This is a genomic window from Arsukibacterium sp. MJ3 (assembly GCF_000987765.1).
Classification (GTDB): domain Bacteria; phylum Pseudomonadota; class Gammaproteobacteria; order Enterobacterales; family Alteromonadaceae; genus Alishewanella.
In genome coordinates, this window is record NZ_LAHP01000021.1 from 1 (window position 1) to 17,380 (window position 17,380).

Consider the following 17,380-nt stretch of genomic DNA (forward strand, 5'->3'; position numbering starts at 1 on the left):
CGGTTTCATCACCTTGAAGTAGCGGCAACACAATACTATCCCAAATAGACTCAAGTGGATCTGTACGTGTTCGCCATTGACGTTTAATGGCCGAAGGCGATTCATTCTGTTTATCGATACGCCTTGCGGAACGCTCTGAAATACCTGCTTTCGCAGCGGCGACAACTTGGCTATTACGCTTTTTATGTTTCATGTAAATAGTGACCTGTTGATCAGTGATTCGTGTTCCCGGCACAGTAAACTCCTTCGTTCTGCTGCACCGAACCTTATCAGATCAACCGGCCAAGATAATTGTCGCTAGACCGGCCACCGTAATTGTCGCTTAATAGGCACATCAGAAATTTACTAGGAATGTTTTTTCTTACTCATCATTTTCTTAGCTTTTGCGACAAAATCATCCTCTTGGGTAATTCGTCTTACTAACTCCGAGACTGCTCCATCAGAATATTGATGCCTATCGGCAAATTTCGCATGATGATGATAGGTATTATTCGAGTTTCTCCAACCGAGTCGGGCAATAGATGCTTGTATGCAATGGGTATTTAATTCAGGTTTTCCTGTCTTTTTACTTCGCCCGGGTATGCACTTTTCAAGTTTCTGCACATCTCGCTCATCAATTAATTGGTTATTAACTAAGAGTTGCAACTTTTTAAGTGAATGAGGATGTGATTTATCTAAATCTACCGGCTTCTCAATAACTGTAAGTCTTTGCCGAAGATCGCTAAGATCGTTTGCTGTGCCGGTGGCTTTCGTTAGAACAACCTGGGCATCACCTTCACCATGCGCAAAAACAAGATGTACTTTGAGCGGTATGGCGAAAGCCATATCATCTGCTTGTTCAACTTCACGCTGAATATCTGCGGCTAATTCTAGTATTTCTTGTGCAGCGGAGCCATATTGTGTTTTTAACATCGACATCGCTGGTAGCTTAAAGTCGCCGACAATTGTCATCATGCCAGTGTGTTGAACGGCTAAAAAAGGAACTTGTGCGAAGCTCTCAAACTCTGACGAGAAATTAAGTACCCCTGATTGAAAAATGCGCGAGGCAATAGCTTGTAATTCAGGCATCAATAAGTGTACGGCTTGATCACGCCAGTCGGTTACTATTTCGATATTTCTGCGTACTAAATCTTTTTCATTATATAGCCTGGCTAAACAAACTCGTAATGAGACTGTGTGTCGGATACCTTTTTTATTAGCAGCTTCGAAAATACTATCTTCGCCATCACGCTCAATTAACCGCGCTTTGGCCAACTGTTCCCACGCAGTGCAAAACAGCAGCACAAAACCGTCTAGCTTATTTTCCAGTGATGGTCTGTTATATAGCTCTAGCGCTAGCATCATGTTATCGCGAGCTTTCTTAAGTAGTGCTTTAGCAAGCTGTGATTTACACTTGTGGCCAAGCTCCTGAAAGTGCTTGCTTTGCGATAAACGTTTTTGAAATTCAACGAAGGATAAATCCAGCGTGTTTATAGCCTGAAACGCTCCATCAGTTGTTTCAGTAACAAACTGCGTGATTTGGCCTTTGATGTAATAGGTTGCAAAGGTGCTGGCTTTCCAGCCAGAGGCGCCAATTAACGTATCACGAGTAAAGCTTTTACCCGTGCGCTCTGCATGTTGGAGAAAATTAAAAAACTGATGCTGACTTTGGCGTCCGGCCATATGCAATCTCCTCATTAAGATTAATAAGCGTTACCATCGTATGGTGTAAAAGAGGGCGTTGTAGGAAGCTCCATATCATCCCAGTCAGCTTTTGCTCGATAGAAAGAAACATTCCTTCTTTTTAAAAAGGAAAAGCTAGGATCAGCGCTTACGTAATCATGCTTATTTTTTGCTTGCAACCAGCCTTTTATATTTGACTCATAGGCTAGCAGCCACTGATCACCATACAGTTCCTCTTTATTTAGATACTCTTCCCAAACCGTTTTATTTAACTTCTTGTCAGTTAGGTTATTTTGCTGACAGTCCAAAGCTAAAAGCGCAACACAAGAGTCACGGCATGAGGAAACTTTGTCGCAGGTGTCACTGAACAATCTCAGCTCAAGCGCAAGACACCCCCACAACGCGTTTGCAACCTCACTGGAATGCTTAAGGCTGGCATGTTCCAGAATAATTGTGTTTAAAAGCGTTGTTAATTCATTTACTAAGATAGATTTACTTTCTCTTTTTTGAATAATCTGAGTTAAGACAAATGGCAGGCATGCAGGCTCAGGTGCCACAGACAGCAGCAGCAAACGCTGTAAAAGCTCCCAATTTTCTTCCCGTAATCTTAGAGAGCTTAGACAAGCGATCGCCCATTGCATGACAGGTTCATCATTATGAATACGATGATATTCAAATGCCTTAGAAAAGTAAGTTTCAAGATCAGATGATTGAAATTTTACGCTATGCCTGAACTCAAAACTTTTGAAGTATGTAGCCCATTCTTCTTCTAAACGAAGTGGTAATTTTTCGATTTTCGTCTTTTTGATATTTAAAGCCAGCTCAAATTCAGCCAACTCTGCGTCTAGTAAATGATATGCACGTTCTGCTTCATCACGATTTACAAAGCTAATTTCATAATCGTCAATAAAGCGATGTCCTTTTGCTTCTGGTGATGCATTGGCTAAAGCTTTATCTACTCTATGCATTAACATTTCAGCAATTACTAGTGAGGTATCTGGGCCGATTGGTATCCCCACAGTTTGACCGTCCTGCCCTTGCCGAACAAGATAGTCTAATTTATTGCCTAGGCTATCCAGTTTACGGTTCGCTTTAGCCACCTTTTTCCCATGTAAAGCCCAAGGGATTGAATGCGTATAAATACTATGATAGAAACGACTAATGTCTGTTTTTAAAAGGTAACGTGCACCTATCCTATCCCGAATAGCGAGTGGTATACGTCCATTTTGCGGATAGCGACCATTTATCGCCCGCCCCTCAGTTTTGTATTCAGGCGCAGTTGCAGCAAATTTTGAACCAGAAACAACAAGCTTTATTTCTTGCCAGTTTTTGACAATCTCCCGAGCTAGCAGAAAAAATAACACGGGATTACAGATACTGAGCTGCCGACGAAGAAGTCCTCCACGCGCAAGAGAGTAAAAAACTTCTTTGGCTACAGGAATTTTGGACTCTTTAACGATTGGCTTGCCAAAATGCCCTGGCATTTCGATACCAATAATCTCATTTTTTTCGTAAGCCGCGTCAAGTGCCCTAGCATAAGATTCTGTAGTGAATGGTTTGGGCAGCTCTTTGGGGAAATAGCCACGCTCTAAAAGTCCTTTTAATTCCACTGTACGTTATTCCTTAGTTTTCTTTAGTTTCAGCTGAAAGCTTTTCGTCTTTAGCCAATTGCTTAGCAGGCCAATTAAGATTGTCTATTAAAAACGCGCTATAAACGGTAGGTGCCTGATAACTATAAAATTCATTTGCACGTTTGGTTAGTAATGCACTTACGCAATAACTTGCGAAAAACCAAACGAAAGCCCCGCAATTAGGCTCGGTGATAACATAAACCACACCAGACAAAAGCAATATGAAACTGCAGTTCCGGTAAAAACCGTAACGTGCTAAAAACACCATAAAGGTGGTACTGAGCTGTTTCGTTTCGACATATTCTTTGCATAACAAAAACGGCTTTTCAATTTGGCCATTTAAATCGCCAAATCCGTTTTCCTTGATATATTGCTCCATCATCACTTCATCAGCTTTTCGTGTTTGATTGTCCTTTGGTAACCAAAAGTAAATAAACCTCCCCAAATATCTTTCAAAGAAGTTTGCTAGCGGTTCAATCAGCAAACCAACTAAAGTCAACACAATTGGCGCAACCACAATAATATAAGTAGTTGGCAACTTTATTAGGAATTCAACAACCACTTCAGACTTGGGCATTTGAGCGGTTACCGCTAGCACAATGCAGGTAGCAATCAAGGCAAATACGCCAGTCATAAAGAACGTGAAAATGTCCCAGAGTGAGATTCTGATTTTTTCTATCATGCCACCACCTGTTCGACTAATGCGTCAGCTAATACAGATTGTGAGTGTTTGGAGGTATCTATCATTCCTGATAACGCGTCACAAATAATCATTAGTTCATCTAACTTGCTAATAATTCTGTTCTGCTCGTTTTCTGGAGGTAAACAAAGTAGAAATTTTTTTATACTTTCTTGGGTGATACTAGCTTGATTAGCTGTGCCTTGAGCCTCTATGAATAAATAATTTTTAAATGATAGGGATCTCAGGTTTGCCAGCAGTAACGAAGGAGTTATTCCTTTCCAAGCTCTTAATTTCACTGCATTTTGATTAAGCAGCGAATTATCAAATAATTTTCGGATCATAAAAGTTCTTCCAACTGCCGATAATGGTGCTGAAAACCAACTGCCGACAGTTGTCATAACAATGTCCCCTTCGCTAAGCAAGTATTGATCGAATTCAGCCACTGTCTCTGGTGCAATATAGACGGAATTTTGAATATGATTATCTGTTAGGTTTTGGATTTTTGTAATCATAACCCCACTATCTAAATAATTTTCTGACTTAAATGCATACCCTTTCTGAAATGCAGCTAAATCCCCTAACCTACACCACTCCCAACCTTCCGGCAGTTCAAACGGTTTTTCTTCATCACTTATCGGCGGTAGCGGTTTTTGTTTTTTGATTTTACCGGCTTTAACTAGGGCGTCTTTCTCAAAGGCGATGCGTTTTAGTAATTCGCTGGCGGGTTCGTCGTTGGGGTCTTGTTTACACAGCTTGCCCATTACCGCCAGTTGCAGGATGCTTTGTTTTAGGGCGTTGATGCTGTATTCGGTGGTAAATAGCGTGTCGAAATGCGCTGCTAAGCGCTGCCAGTTGCTGGCCAGTTCTTCAGCGTTGTGGCTTTGGGTTAAGGTGGCCAGTAAGGCATCGACCAGTTGGTTATGCGCATCGATACTTTGGTAGCTTTGCTGTTCCAGTTGATCGCAAAGTGCCATTAGCTCTTCAATCTTAACACTGATCGCATGTTGCTCAGTTATCGGGGGAACCGGCACTAACACCTCAGTTCCCCTTGCGATTGTTAGAGTATGAACTGTTGTGCCCATACTTCCGTTGTGTATCTGCTCAATCCAAGTTGGCGATTTGAAGAAATGAAGAAAGAATTCAGGTTCAATATTGTAAACATTCTTAAATATAAGAACACTTGCATCTTTGAAGTAAAACTTGTCCTGTTGATTTACCAAGTAAGGAACACCAATTGTCCCTACTCCAGTTAGCATTACATCATTGGTCTCTGGCGTTGTGCCTGTTTCTGTAAGAGTTTGGTATAACTCTTCTGATATGAATAACTCATTCTCGACTGAACCAAACTTGCACAAAGATACAATTTCTCGCGTCCTGTAGAAAGGTATACCAGTTGATGTCCAATCTTTTTGATGTACACGACTGCTCGAAGTTAACCAACCCAAAGATCCAAGCCTAGACCACTCCCAACCAACTGGCAACTCAAAAGGCTTTTCCTCATCCGATATCGGCAGAAAAGGCTTCTGCTTTTTAAGCTTACCGGCTTTAACCAACGCCTCTTTCTCAGTAGCAATGCGCTTTAATAACTCATTGGCAGGTTCATCGTTTGGATCTTGTGGCACGAGCTTGCCGCGCACGGCCAGTTCTAAAATTAGCTCACGCAGTTTTTTTATGCCGGTTAGCTCAATCTTATTATTGCTGCCGCGCCCTGCGGTGCTTTTGGCGGTTTGTGCCTGTGTCCATAAGTCTAAATGCTGGGTAATTAGCTGTTCAACCTTAACCGCCATGCTAGAGCCCTGCCTTGTCACTGCGGTTTTGGCTACTTGGTGCTAAAGCCTCACTGAGTATGCTTTTTAGCTGGTCGCGAAGCTGTTGTATTTCTTGCTGCTGCTGAGCATAACTGGCTAATAGCTCTTGTGGATCATGGCTTATTTGCTCACCAATATGTGGGTTTTTGCAGTCGAGGTTATAGTTACGCGCTTTAATATCGGCAACCGATACCTGCCAGGCGAATTGGTTTTCTTCGCGTGCGGCAAAGCCATCGGCCTCATTGCCCCACCAGGCTTCTTCGGTAACGAATTCTTCCACGCGCATGGGCCGGGTTTTGCTGTAGTTTTTAACGCCTTCTGGGTATGGGTGCTCGTAAAACCAAATGTGCTTGGTGGGCGTGCCTTTGGTAAAAAACAGCAAGTTAGTTTTAATGCCGGTGTAGGGGTTAAACACACCATTGGGCAGCCGCACTATGGTGTGCAGGTTACAGTCTTCTAACAGCTTTTCTTTTAAACGTGACTTCATGCCCTCGCCAAATAAAAAGCCGTCTGGCAGTACCACAGCGGCGCGGCCGCCGTCGCGAAGTAAGTGAACTATTAATGTCATAAACAAATCGGCAGTTTCGCGGGTACGAAACGCTTGCGGAAAGTTGGTTTCGATACCGTCTTCTTCCATGCCACCAAACGGCGGGTTGGTAATAATGCAGTCTACCCGCTCTTTTGGCCCCCAGCTAATTAAAGGGCGCGCTAAGGTGTTGTCGTGGCGTATTTGAAACGGCACTTCAATGCCGTGCAAAATCATGTTGGTGGTAGCCAGTAAATGCGGCAGTGGCTTTTTCTCTACGCCAAAAATACTGTGTTGTAGTGTTTGCTCATCGCTGGTGGTTTTAACGTAGTGCTTACGCTTATGCTCAATAGTACAGGTTAAAAAACCGCCGGTGCCGCAGGCTGGATCAAGCACTTTGTCGTCCAACTTGGGGTTAACCATGCGCACCATAAACTCGGTTACCGGGCGCGGGGTATAAAACTCACCGGCATTACCGGCGTTTTGTAAGTCGCGCAGTATTTGCTCGTACATGTCGCCAAACAAGTGGCGCTCTTGTGCTTTGTTAAAGTCGATACCGTCTTGAATTTTATTGAGCATTTGGCGCAGCAGCTGGCCAGATTTCATGTAGTTATAGGCATCTTCAAACACGCTTTTAATCACAAACGCCCGTTGGTCGTCGCCTTTTGGCTGTAAGTTTTGTAAGCCTGGAAATAAGCTGTTGTCGATAAACAGCTTTAACTCTTCGCCGGTTATGCCCTCGGCGTTGGCCGCCCAGTTACGCCAGCGTAAGTGTTCGGGTATGGGTGAGGTGTAATTACCAAACAGCTCCCATTCTTGCTCTTTGTCATCATAAATTTTTAAAAACAGCATCCAAACCAACTGGCCAATACGCTGGGCGTCGCCATCGACCCCCACGTCTTTGCGCATAATGTCTTGAATAGATTTAATGGTACTGCTGATAGACATAACGTTTCCTAAAAAATGGCTTAGCGTCAGGCGCTTTCCTGACTGCTATACAAAGCTTGCTCTAATTCTGTTATGGCGTTGTCATAACCGTGTTTGCCGCCAAAGGCATTCACCAGTTCTACCATGGTGCCCATGCTATTAAACGGCGGCAGCTGCAATATTTTAATGTCTTCAATGTGCACAATGCCGGTGTCGGCATATTTATCCAGCAGGTTTTCCAGCACCTGGCGGGCTGCACCCTGGTACTTGGTAAAATAATTGCGCTTTTTCACGTTGTTGGCGCGCTCGCGGCGCGACAGCGGCGGCTGATCGTAAACGATGTGGCTGATTAAATCGAATGCATCCAGCTCTACCCCAAGCTTTTGTTCAACATCGGCGCGCAGTTCATCCCAAAACACGCCCTGCTCGGCTAATTGCTGAATAATTTCCTGCTTACGCTGGGCATTACTCCAGTGCTTAAAGAAATCACTTAAAGTGGCAAACTGCTTTTGCACGCACTGTTTGGTGTAATCGGTTAATGACTCGGTAATAAGCTTGCCGTCGGGCCCCAAAAACTGCACCCGCTGGCCAATTATGGTCACTGGCTGGCCGGCTACCACAAACTTTTTCCTTTTCTCGCCAGGCCCGGTGGGGCCAGTTACCTCTCCCGGCATATCTTCAGGCTGTTCACCTTCACCATAAGGCGCGCCTGACTCTTCTACTTCGCCTGGCATGTTTTCCGGCGGCACGGGTTCTTCACCTGGCTTAGGCTGGTAAATTACCACCGGATCGCCATCAAAGTTTGGGTCTGCAAACAGCTCAGTGGCTTTTTTAAAGTCCATGATGGTAAACCACAGCTTGTCGTAGTCTTCATTTATGCGGGTGCCACGACCGATAATTTGCTTAAACTCGGTCATCGACTGAATACGTTGATCCAGTACCACCAACTTGCAGGTTTGGGCATCTACGCCAGTGGTCATTAATTTGCTGGTGGTGGCAATGACCGGGTAGCGGCTTTCGGGGTTAATAAAATTATCCAGCTCGGCTTTACCTTCGTTGTCATCGCCGGTAATGCGCATAATATACTTAGCGCTTTCCTGCACCCGCGCCGGGTTTAGGTTTACTAAGGCCTGGCGCATGCGCTCGGCATGGTCAATGTCGTCACAAAAGATAATGGTTTTTTGAAACTCACCGGTTTTTTGCAGGTATTCCGTTACCTTTTGTGCCACCAGCTGGGTGCGCTCATCAAACACGATAGTGCGGTCCATGTCTTTTTGGTTGTAAATGCGATCTTCTATTTCCAGGCCATATTTATCTTTTTGGCCTTTTTTGGGCCGCCAGCCTTGTAAGTCGATGTCAAAATCAATGCGCACTACTTTGTAGGGCGCTAAGAAGCCATCATCAATGCCTTGTTTTAGCGAGTAAGTAAAAATGGGCTCGCCAAAATAATGAGTGTTGCTGACATCTTTGGTTTCTTTCGGGGTGGCGGTTAAGCCGATATGGGTGGCGGTTTTAAAATATTCCAGAATTTCGCGCCAGGCCGAGTCTTCCCGCGCACTGCCACGGTGGCACTCGTCTATTACGATTAAATCGAAAAAGTCGGGTGAGAACTCACGGTAGATGTTTTGCTCTTCTTCTGTTCCGGTAACGGCCTGATACAGCGATAAGTAAATTTCGTAAGATTTATTAATAGTGCGCTTGGTAATTTTGGTCATGGCCTGACCAAAGGGTTTAAAGTCGTTGTTTTTAGTTTGGTCGACCAGAATATTGCGATCGGCTAAAAACAAAATGCGTTTTTTCTGCTTCGACTTCCACAACCGCCATATTATTTGAAAGGCGGTATAGGTTTTACCGGTGCCGGTGGCCATTACCAATATAATGCGATCCTGGCCGCGTGCTACCGCCTCCACCGTGCGGTTAATGGCGGTCATTTGATAATAACGCGGGCTGCGGCCACTGCCATCGTCATAATATGGGGTATCAACTAACTGCACCGCGCTGTCTTTAAAACCGTGATGCTGACAATACCAGGCCCACAACTGTGTTGGTGACGGAAATTCAGTCAAGCTAAGCTCGCGCTCGACAGCGCCACTTAGACCGGTTTTATCATGGAATAAAAAGCCATCACCGTTGCTTGAGAACACAAACAGCACATCTAGCGCTTCGCTGTAGGCTAATGCTTGCTGCATACCAGAGCCGACACTGTGTTTATTGTCTTTGGCTTCGATTACCGCCAGCGGCAAATTCTTCTTATGATACAGCACATAATCGGCACGACGCTTTTCACCACGGGTGTGCATACGGCCACGCACAATAACGCGACCGGCAGTAAAGGTTAATTCTTCACGAATTTGCGTGTGCAGATCCCAACCGGCTTGTTGTATCGCGGGGGTAATAAACTTAGAGCAAATATCACGTTCACTAAGGGGTTTTTTATTCATGCGCATTCATATCCGTATGACAATCAATCGATTGTATCTGAAATATGTACGGGGTCAATTAAAGATCTTTGGAGCTTTTTGGATAGCATCTCACCCTGTATTAGCTGATAAAATTACATCCTTTAATTTTAAAACATCATAGCCCAGCCCTGCTAACTTCTGGTGGAACAATTGGCCTAGCGCTACGCCCTTAGCCATTTGCTCACCGAGTTTATCGGCCGACGCCCACAGCGTTTTTTTGATGTCTTGAAGCATTAAAGGTATGTCCTTATATCGTGCATGGTGCACGTTTTTTGTAATAGCCCGGCAAGGTTGCCAGTAATATGCAGGTAATTTAACGTATTTAGAAACAAAGGGGTAGCAACAATCACTGTTAAGCAAAACAACACTTTTTAAGCTGATAGCTGATAGCTGATAGCTGATAGCACTTACGCGTTGGGAGCCACGCCCTGATCGAAGAGTTATGTGGTCATGGCAGCAATGGGCCAACCGTTACACCGCTATTTATGCTAAGCGGTTTGAGCTGGCCATTTGGTTTCATAGTATATTGTGTAGCGTATCATTGGGCCGGCCAACCTGGGGCGCGGGTAAATTGCGTTTAGATATGATTGAATCTTCTCCTGAAAAAACGCCTCTAAGCGGTCAAACGGTAAAGTTGACGGTTTTGGTAGCTGAAACCTATGCTGACATGCACGCGTTAGCGGCACCTAGGGATTATTTCGGGCTTCCTGCCCTTCACCCCTTCGGGGCCGCACTAAAGTGCGTTCCAATTTGCTGAGGCTTTCCTGCCTCAGTTCTCTGGACCCGCGCTAACACGGTCCAAAATTGTTCCAGACAATTTTGTGCTCCCGGCGAATTGGTCGAACTAAGGGTCCTCATCAAGACCTCATCTCGACGCTTAAATGAAAAAGGCCCACGCTTTTGGTCGAAAGAGGGATTCACTCGCGCCATCCATGGCACTCGCCCGCTGGGTGGCAGAGCCATGCAAAACGGCTATCCTGCCGTTTTGTCGAACTAAGGGTTCGAACCAAGACCTCATCTCGACGCTTAAATAAAAAAGGCCCACGCTTTTGGCGTGGGCCATTTTTTATTTAATTGGCGGAGAGAGAGGGATTCGAACCCTCGTTAGGAGTTAACCTAAACACACTTTCCAGGCGTGCGCCTTCAGCCACTCAGCCATCTCTCCGGAACTTGCGTTGCAAGCGCGGCTATACTAGGGAAATTAACTGCGCGCTGCAACTGTTATATGTGTAACACGCTTGTTTATGGCGGCTTTTTAAACAAGCCATGGCTGTTTTAGCCTACGCATTGCCCTTTACTTGCATTTTCAGCTCTTTTGCAAAGTTAAGCATGCGGTTAAGCGGCACTAATGCTTGCTTGCGTATTGTCTCATCAACAAATATTTCATGGCCGGCAGCATCGGTTAAGGCGTCTTCAATGGCTTTTAAGCCGTTCATTGCCATCCAGGGGCAATGCGCGCAGCTGCGGCACGTTGCGCCGTTACCGCCGGTTGGGGCTTCGATAAAGATGCGGTCTGGCATTTGCTGCTGCATTTTATAAAAAATGCCTTTGTCGGTCGCTACTATAAACATTTTGTTTGGCAGGGTTTGGCTGGCTTTAATTAGCTGGCTGGTGGAGCCTACTGCATCGGCTAACTGCACTACGCTGTCGGGCGATTCCGGATGCACCAGCACCGCAGCGTCCGGGTATTGCTTTTTCAGCTCGATAAGGGCGCTGGCTTTAAATTCATCATGCACAATGCAGGCGGCGTCCCATAGCAGCATATCGGCGCCGGTTTGCTTTTGCACGTAGCCGCCCAGATGCTTATCAGGAGCCCAAAGTATTTTTTTACCCAAGCTGTCGAGATAATCTACTACATCAAGCGCAATAGATGAGGTAACTACCCAATCAGCTCGGGCTTTAACCGCGGCTGAGGTATTGGCATATACCACCACTACCCGCTCAGGATGAGCATCGCAAAATGCCGCAAATGGCCCAGCCGGACAGCCTAAATCAAGTGAGCAGGTAGCCTCTAACGTTGGCATTAATACCGTTTTATTCGGTGTAAGAATTTTCGCGGTCTCGCCCATAAACTTAACGCCAGCGACAATCAGCGTTGTAGCGGGGTGTTCACTGCCAAAACGGGCCATTTCCAGTGAGTCAGAAACACAACCACCGGTTTCTTCGGCCAGCGCCTGAATTTCCGGATCGGTATAATAATGCGCCACCAGTACCGCATCTTTTTGCTGTAACAAGGTTTTAATTCTGGCTTTATATGCGTGTTTTTCATCAACAGACAGTGGCATCGGTTTTTTAGGAAAACTAAAGTCCTGCTCACGAAAATATATTGACTGCGCCATAATACCTACCAAATTGCTTGAAATGCCATAGATTATACACTTGGCATGTTAGCAAGGACAGTAATTAACGGGTGGTGTTTGGTGGGTCGTGCTGGATTCGAACCAGCGACCAATTGATTAAAAGTCAACTGCTCTACCAACTGAGCTAACGACCCAAACAGGATAAACGTAAAGTGGTGGGTCGTGCTGGATTCGAACCAGCGACCAATTGATTAAAAGTCAACTGCTCTACCAACTGAGCTAACGACCCAAACAGGATATACGCGAAGTGGTGGGTCGTGCTGGATTCGAACCAGCGACCAATTGATTAAAAGTCAACTGCTCTACCAACTGAGCTAACGACCCACTTCGGTGTACTTGTTTGTGCGGTTTGGTGGGTCGTGCTGGATTCGAACCAGCGACCAATTGATTAAAAGTCAACTGCTCTACCAACTGAGCTAACGACCCTAACCGCGGAGGCATATCTTACTGATTTACGGCGCCAGTGCAACCGAAAGTTGTTAAAAAGGCAATCATCATGGTCTAACTGCACAAAAAGCCAGCAATATTAAACAGTAAAGCTAACTTTGGCGTTAGCTAATAAGGGTTATTTAAGGGCGTCAATACGCTCTTGCGCCAACCGGGCAGAGGTTGCAGTGCTATGCTCGCTGGTTAAACGGCGATAAAATCGTAATGCCGCATCTTTGCTGTTTTCCCGCTCTGCCAACTGCCCCAGTTTAAGTAAGGCGTCGGGTACTTTGTTGGAAGTCTCAAAATTAGTCACTACCCGCTCAAAGTGGGTTTTCGCTTTTGCCAGTTCATTATTATTAAACAATAACTGACCTAACCAATAATGAGCATTTGGCGCGTAACCAGAGGTTGGATAGCTTTGTAAAAAGGCTTCAAATTCAGGAATAGCAGCATCGTATCTGCGGTCTTTTAACACCATATTAACGGCTTTATCATAGGCGTCATTTTCAGACATGTTTGATGAGTAAGTCACGGTTGGTGTGGTGTTAACGTTATTGGGTGCAACTGGCTGGCGTGGTTCAGCGCTTTGCAAGGCACCTACTCTGCGGTCAATTTCCTGATATAGGTCGCGTTGACGCTGCAGCATTTCGTCCAACTGATAAGTGTGGGTTTCAGTTACCCCACGCAGTTGGCTCACTTCATCCAATAACAGCTGCAATTGCTGTTGCATTTGCATCTGGCCTTGGGCTCTTGCTTCAACAACCCGTTCAAGTGCCGCCAGGCGCTGCTCTAATGTACCCGAGCTTGGGCTAGCAAATTGCTGGTTAGTTGCGGTATTTCTGCCCAGCTCAGTAACCGGTGCCGGGTTTGCCCAGGCACCAGTACTCACTAAGGACAGAGCAATCCACAGTTTTTTATTTACTGTCATGATCACTCTTTTTTGTTATTAGCTATTAGTAAGCCAGTACTGCACGACGGTTTTTAGCAAAACCAGTTTCTGAACGTGATCTGTCAACTGGCTTTTCTTCACCGTAACTAACGGTAGATAACTGGCCTGCAGAAACACCCAGGTTTTGCAAATACAATACCACTGACTGTGCACGACTTTCGCCCAGGGCGATGTTGTACTCAGGCGTGCCGCGCTCATCACTATGGCCTTCTACGGTAACACGAACACTTGGGTTCGCACGTAAGAAAGTACCATGAGCTTCTAATACTTCAACAAACTCAGGACGGATAGTCGCACGGTCGAAGTCGAAATAAATGGTGTTTTCCTGGCGCAATGCTTCCAGTTTCTGGCGCATTTGCTCAGCAGCACTCATTACTGGCGCTGCAGTTTCAACTTGTACAGTTTCGGTGACCTGTGAAGTATTAGCATCATCAGCAGACGTTGATGATGTTGAACTACAGGCGGCTAATGTCATCACAGGTACTGCGATTAATAAAGCCTTTAACACTTTGTTTAATTTCATTTTGTTGTCCTTAGTAAGTTAACCACGTTTTTGTTTTATAAAAAAGGTGACCAGGCCGGCGATTTTACTTGTCCATTTATTGCCGGCAGTCGGGCTTTGAAGCGTCCATCCATTGAAACCAGTGCCAACACCTGCGACGAACCATGCATGGTGCTGTAAATAATCATTGAACCGTTCGGGGCAATACTGGGTGATTCATCCAGATTGGTTCGGGTTAACACCTGCAAAAAGCGGCTTTGCCGATCCATTTTTGCAATATGGTATTGGCCTTGAGTCCGGTTTACCATCACAATAGCGCTGCCATCTGGTGTAAAAGCGCCCGCCAAATTCATTTCACCTTCAAATGTCAAGCGCCTTGTGGTATTTGTTGTTAAATTTACGCTATAAAGCTGTGGATTACCACCTCTGTCGGAACTGAACACAATCTCCTGGCCATCGGGCGACCAGTTAGGTTCAGTATCAATGGCCCGGTGGTTAGTGATCCGACGTAACGCTTTGGTAGCGATATTCAAAGTATAAATTTCAGGATTACCGTCTTTCGACAATACCAACGCCAAACTTGCACCATCCGGTGACCAAACCGGCGCACCATTAATACCAGGGAAGGTGCTCACTACCGAACGACGACCACTGTAAATATCCTGAATAAAAATTTGTGCCTGGCGCCGCTCAAAGGTGACATAGGCCAGCTTGGTGCCATCAGGTGACCAGTTCGGTGACATCAGTGGCTCTTTTGAGCGCAGCAAAATCTGCTCATTTACGCCGTCGTAATCCGCAACAACCAGCTGATAAGGGAACTCGTGTTCAGGCCGCACCAGTACATAAGCAATTTTAGTTAAAAAGGCACCACGCTCGCCGGTCAGCTTTTCATAAACAATATCACTGATCCGATGCGCATACTGTCGAAACTGGTTACCGTTAATAGTGGTTTCTCTGCTATCCAGTATCTGCTGATTACTGTTCACCAGCTTGCCAGCATTAAGCATTTGTGCGCTTGGCCCACTATTGCCTTTAAGCACATCAATTAGCTCAAAACTTACGGTGTAACGGTCAATGCCAACTTCATTAATCTGGCCAATTACAATGGCCTCAACGCCTTCACGCACCCAGGCTGCATAATTAATATCGCCAGATTTAGCCGGTTGCTGTGGCATTTTGATATTAGCCAGCGGACTAAACTTACCGCTGCGCATTAAGTCGGCAGCCACAATTTCAGCCAAATTTTCTGTCGGCCGGGTAGTACCATTAAAACTAAAAGGTAAAATGGCAATTGGCCTGGCAGAATCAATACCTTCGGTAATTACTATTTCCAATGACGCCCATACTGCAGCTGGACAAAGCAACATAGCGAAGAGTAAAAATTTTTTCAGTACGTTAGTTATCATCAAAATTCTGGTGCCACCGTTAAAGTAATATCTTTTAATTGATTATAAACATCAGGATCAGTTGATACGGGTAACGTACCTGCCCGCTTTACCGCTCTGATAGCAGCCTCTGCTACCAGACGATCACCACTGACATAGCGCACATCGGTAACAAAACCGTTGCTAGCCAGCCTGATATTTATGCGGGCGGTTTTACCGCGCATATTTTCATCTACTAATAAATTACGCTGAATCGCATCACGGATCATCGCGGTATAGCGTTGCACTTCCGTTACTGCCTGCTGCGCTCTGGCCTGGCGCCGTGATTCCGCTTCTTTAGCCATTTGCTCTTGCATTACTCGTTCACGTTCGGCCTTTTCTTTATCTTCACGAGCTTTGCGTTCACGTTCAGCTTGCGCTTTGGCTTCCTCTGCAGCGGCCTGGCGACTTCTTTCTTCAGCGGCTGTGGCTGCCGCTTCCGCTTTTTGTTGTTCTAACTCACGTGCTTTACGCGATTCTTCAGCTTGTTTTGCTTTAGCAGCCTCAACCACTTGCTTCTTTTGTGCCTCTGCAGCGGCAGCACGAGACTGTTTGGCCTCTGCATCGGCTTGACGTTTTTGTTCTGCAACCCGCTTTAACCGCTGCTCTTCAGCTGCACGGTTCTGTTGTGCTTGCTCTGCGCGCCGCTCTAATGCCCGAATACGGTCTTCTTCCGCTTTTTTAGCGTCATCCTGGTTTTTCTTTATTTCAGCAACCCGCTGCTCTAACTGTTTGCGATCAATAGCCACGGCTTCAATGGGTGCAGGGTTAGCCTCTACACCTTGTTCAGCACTGACCGACATCTCTAGTGTGTCGCGGGTAAAACTGATGCTGGCGCCAAACACAAGTAGCAAAACAATAGCAACGTGCAACCCAAGCGATTTTGCCAGGTACGTCGTTAGTGCTGGTTTAATCTTATCAAACTTCATTGTCAGTCATTAAACCTACTGCCGGCGCACCAGCATTTTTCAAGACATTAATTAAACGGATAACCGCTTCATAGCTAACCGATTTGTCACCTTTAACGATAACCTGAGTACCGGGTTCAATCGTTAACCAACTGGCCACTTCTACCTGCAGTTCTGCTGAAGTAAAAGGCCCTTGCTGTTTACCGTCTTTTTCAAAATAATATAACCCGTCAGCGTCAACCGTAGCCACCAAAGGGGTTTTACCCTCGGTCATCTGGGCTATTGGTTGTGCCGCAGACTTAGGTAACTCTACCTTTACCCCTTGAGTAATAAGCGGTGTAGTGACCATAAATATAACCAGTAGCACCAACATAACATCAATGTAAGGTACAACATTTATCTCGGCCATCATGCGCCGTTTTTTTCGAACGTACATTATGCAGCCTCTACGCTATTAAAAGCCTGACGATGCAAAATGTTTGAAAACTCTTCAACAAAATTTACGTAGCTGCTTTCCAGCAGTTCTACCTCATGCGAAAACTTGTTATACGCAATAACGGCCGGAATAGCGGCAAACAAACCAATAGCCGTGGCAATTAGTGCCTCGGCAATACCCGGCGCAACCATGGCTAACGTGGCCTGCTGCACTGCTCCTAAGGCAATAAAAGAATTCATGATGCCCCATACCGTACCAAACAAACCAATATAAGGGCTAATTGAACCAACAGTTGCCAGAAAAGGTAAGTTTGTCTCAAGCCGTTCCACTTCGCGCGATAAACCAACGCGCATGGCACGTTGTGCCCCTTCCATTACCGCGGCAGGTTGCTGGCGACTGCTTTTATGTAAACGGGCAAATTCTTTAAAGCCGGCTTTAAACAATAACTCTAAACCACTGTTACTTTGCCGTGCACTCACTTCGGCATAGAGCTTAGATAAATCTACACCTGACCAAAATTTATCTTCAAATTTCCTAGCATCGGCAATCGCATTTTTTAATACATTTTTGCGTTTAAAAATCATACTCCAGGAGGCTACCGACATCCCGACTAAAATCAGCATAACCAGTTGTACAACAATACTGGCATCGAGTAATAAATGGAGAATCGAGAT

Annotated in this window: 13 protein-coding genes, 5 tRNA genes and 1 pseudogene; all 19 read right to left on the bottom strand. The window is 45.4% G+C overall.

Annotated elements, in window-relative coordinates:
• Nucleotides 1-235 (bottom strand): annotated as a pseudogene (locus VT06_RS13880) (IS21 family transposase); the annotation flags it as partial.
• A 110-nt stretch (nt 236-345) separates the two neighbouring features.
• Nucleotides 346-1,662 carry a DUF3644 domain-containing protein gene (locus VT06_RS13885; protein WP_046554930.1) on the bottom strand — a complete coding sequence of 439 codons (1,317 nt, stop codon included), beginning with the start codon at nt 1,660-1,662 and terminating at the stop codon, nt 346-348.
• A gap of 20 nt (nt 1,663-1,682) precedes the next feature.
• Nucleotides 1,683-3,272 carry an RNA-directed DNA polymerase gene (locus VT06_RS13890; RefSeq protein ID WP_046554931.1) on the bottom strand — a complete coding sequence of 530 codons (1,590 nt, stop codon included), beginning with the start codon at nt 3,270-3,272 and terminating at the stop codon, nt 1,683-1,685.
• 13 nt (nt 3,273-3,285) lie between these two features.
• Nucleotides 3,286-3,975: a hypothetical protein gene (locus VT06_RS13895; RefSeq protein WP_046554932.1), complete on the bottom strand. Its 690-nt coding sequence runs from the start codon at nt 3,973-3,975 to the stop codon at nt 3,286-3,288.
• On the bottom strand, nt 3,972-5,762 hold the full coding sequence (locus tag VT06_RS13900; protein WP_046554933.1) for a restriction endonuclease subunit S: 1,791 nt from the start codon (nt 5,760-5,762) through the stop codon (nt 3,972-3,974). The genes VT06_RS13895 and VT06_RS13900 overlap by 4 nt, the downstream gene beginning before the upstream one ends.
• A gap of 1 nt (nt 5,763) precedes the next feature.
• Entirely contained in the window at nt 5,764-7,257 is a 1,494-nt protein-coding gene (locus VT06_RS13905; RefSeq protein WP_046554934.1) for a class I SAM-dependent DNA methyltransferase, read from the bottom strand.
• Between the two features lie 26 nt (nt 7,258-7,283).
• Nucleotides 7,284-9,677, bottom strand: a complete 2,394-nt coding sequence (gene hsdR / locus VT06_RS13910; protein WP_046554973.1) for an EcoAI/FtnUII family type I restriction enzme subunit R — start codon at nt 9,675-9,677, stop codon at nt 7,284-7,286.
• 1,096 nt (nt 9,678-10,773) lie between these two features.
• A tRNA-Ser gene (locus VT06_RS13925) sits at nt 10,774-10,863 on the bottom strand.
• 115 nt (nt 10,864-10,978) lie between these two features.
• Complete coding sequence (nadA, locus tag VT06_RS13930; protein ID WP_046554936.1) at nt 10,979-12,037, bottom strand: quinolinate synthase NadA; 1,059 nt, start codon at nt 12,035-12,037, stop codon at nt 10,979-10,981.
• Between the two features lie 79 nt (nt 12,038-12,116).
• Nucleotides 12,117-12,192, bottom strand: a tRNA-Lys gene (locus VT06_RS13935).
• Between the two features lie 19 nt (nt 12,193-12,211).
• A tRNA-Lys gene (locus tag VT06_RS13940) sits at nt 12,212-12,287 on the bottom strand.
• A gap of 19 nt (nt 12,288-12,306) precedes the next feature.
• Nucleotides 12,307-12,382, bottom strand: a tRNA-Lys gene (locus VT06_RS13945).
• Nucleotides 12,383-12,408: 26 nt separating this feature from the next.
• A tRNA-Lys gene (locus VT06_RS13950) sits at nt 12,409-12,484 on the bottom strand.
• Nucleotides 12,485-12,623: 139 nt separating this feature from the next.
• Complete coding sequence (gene ybgF / locus VT06_RS13955; RefSeq protein ID WP_046554937.1) at nt 12,624-13,415, bottom strand: tol-pal system protein YbgF; 792 nt, start codon at nt 13,413-13,415, stop codon at nt 12,624-12,626.
• A gap of 25 nt (nt 13,416-13,440) precedes the next feature.
• Nucleotides 13,441-13,959, bottom strand: coding sequence for a peptidoglycan-associated lipoprotein Pal (gene pal / locus VT06_RS13960; protein WP_046554938.1), 519 nt, complete (start codon nt 13,957-13,959; stop codon nt 13,441-13,443).
• Between the two features lie 35 nt (nt 13,960-13,994).
• Nucleotides 13,995-15,344 (bottom strand): Tol-Pal system beta propeller repeat protein TolB, encoded by a 1,350-nt coding sequence (tolB, locus tag VT06_RS13965; RefSeq protein WP_046554939.1) that lies wholly within the window; start codon nt 15,342-15,344, stop codon nt 13,995-13,997.
• Complete coding sequence (tolA, locus tag VT06_RS13970) at nt 15,344-16,291, bottom strand: cell envelope integrity protein TolA (protein WP_046554940.1); 948 nt, start codon at nt 16,289-16,291, stop codon at nt 15,344-15,346. The genes tolB and tolA overlap by 1 nt, the downstream gene beginning before the upstream one ends.
• A complete protein-coding gene (gene tolR, locus VT06_RS13975; RefSeq protein ID WP_046554941.1) occupies nt 16,281-16,706 on the bottom strand; it encodes a protein TolR in 426 nt (141 codons plus the stop codon). The genes tolA and tolR overlap by 11 nt, the downstream gene beginning before the upstream one ends.
• Nucleotides 16,706-17,380 carry a protein TolQ gene (gene tolQ, locus VT06_RS13980; RefSeq protein ID WP_304413424.1) on the bottom strand — a complete coding sequence of 225 codons (675 nt, stop codon included), beginning with the start codon at nt 17,378-17,380 and terminating at the stop codon, nt 16,706-16,708. The genes tolR and tolQ overlap by 1 nt, the downstream gene beginning before the upstream one ends.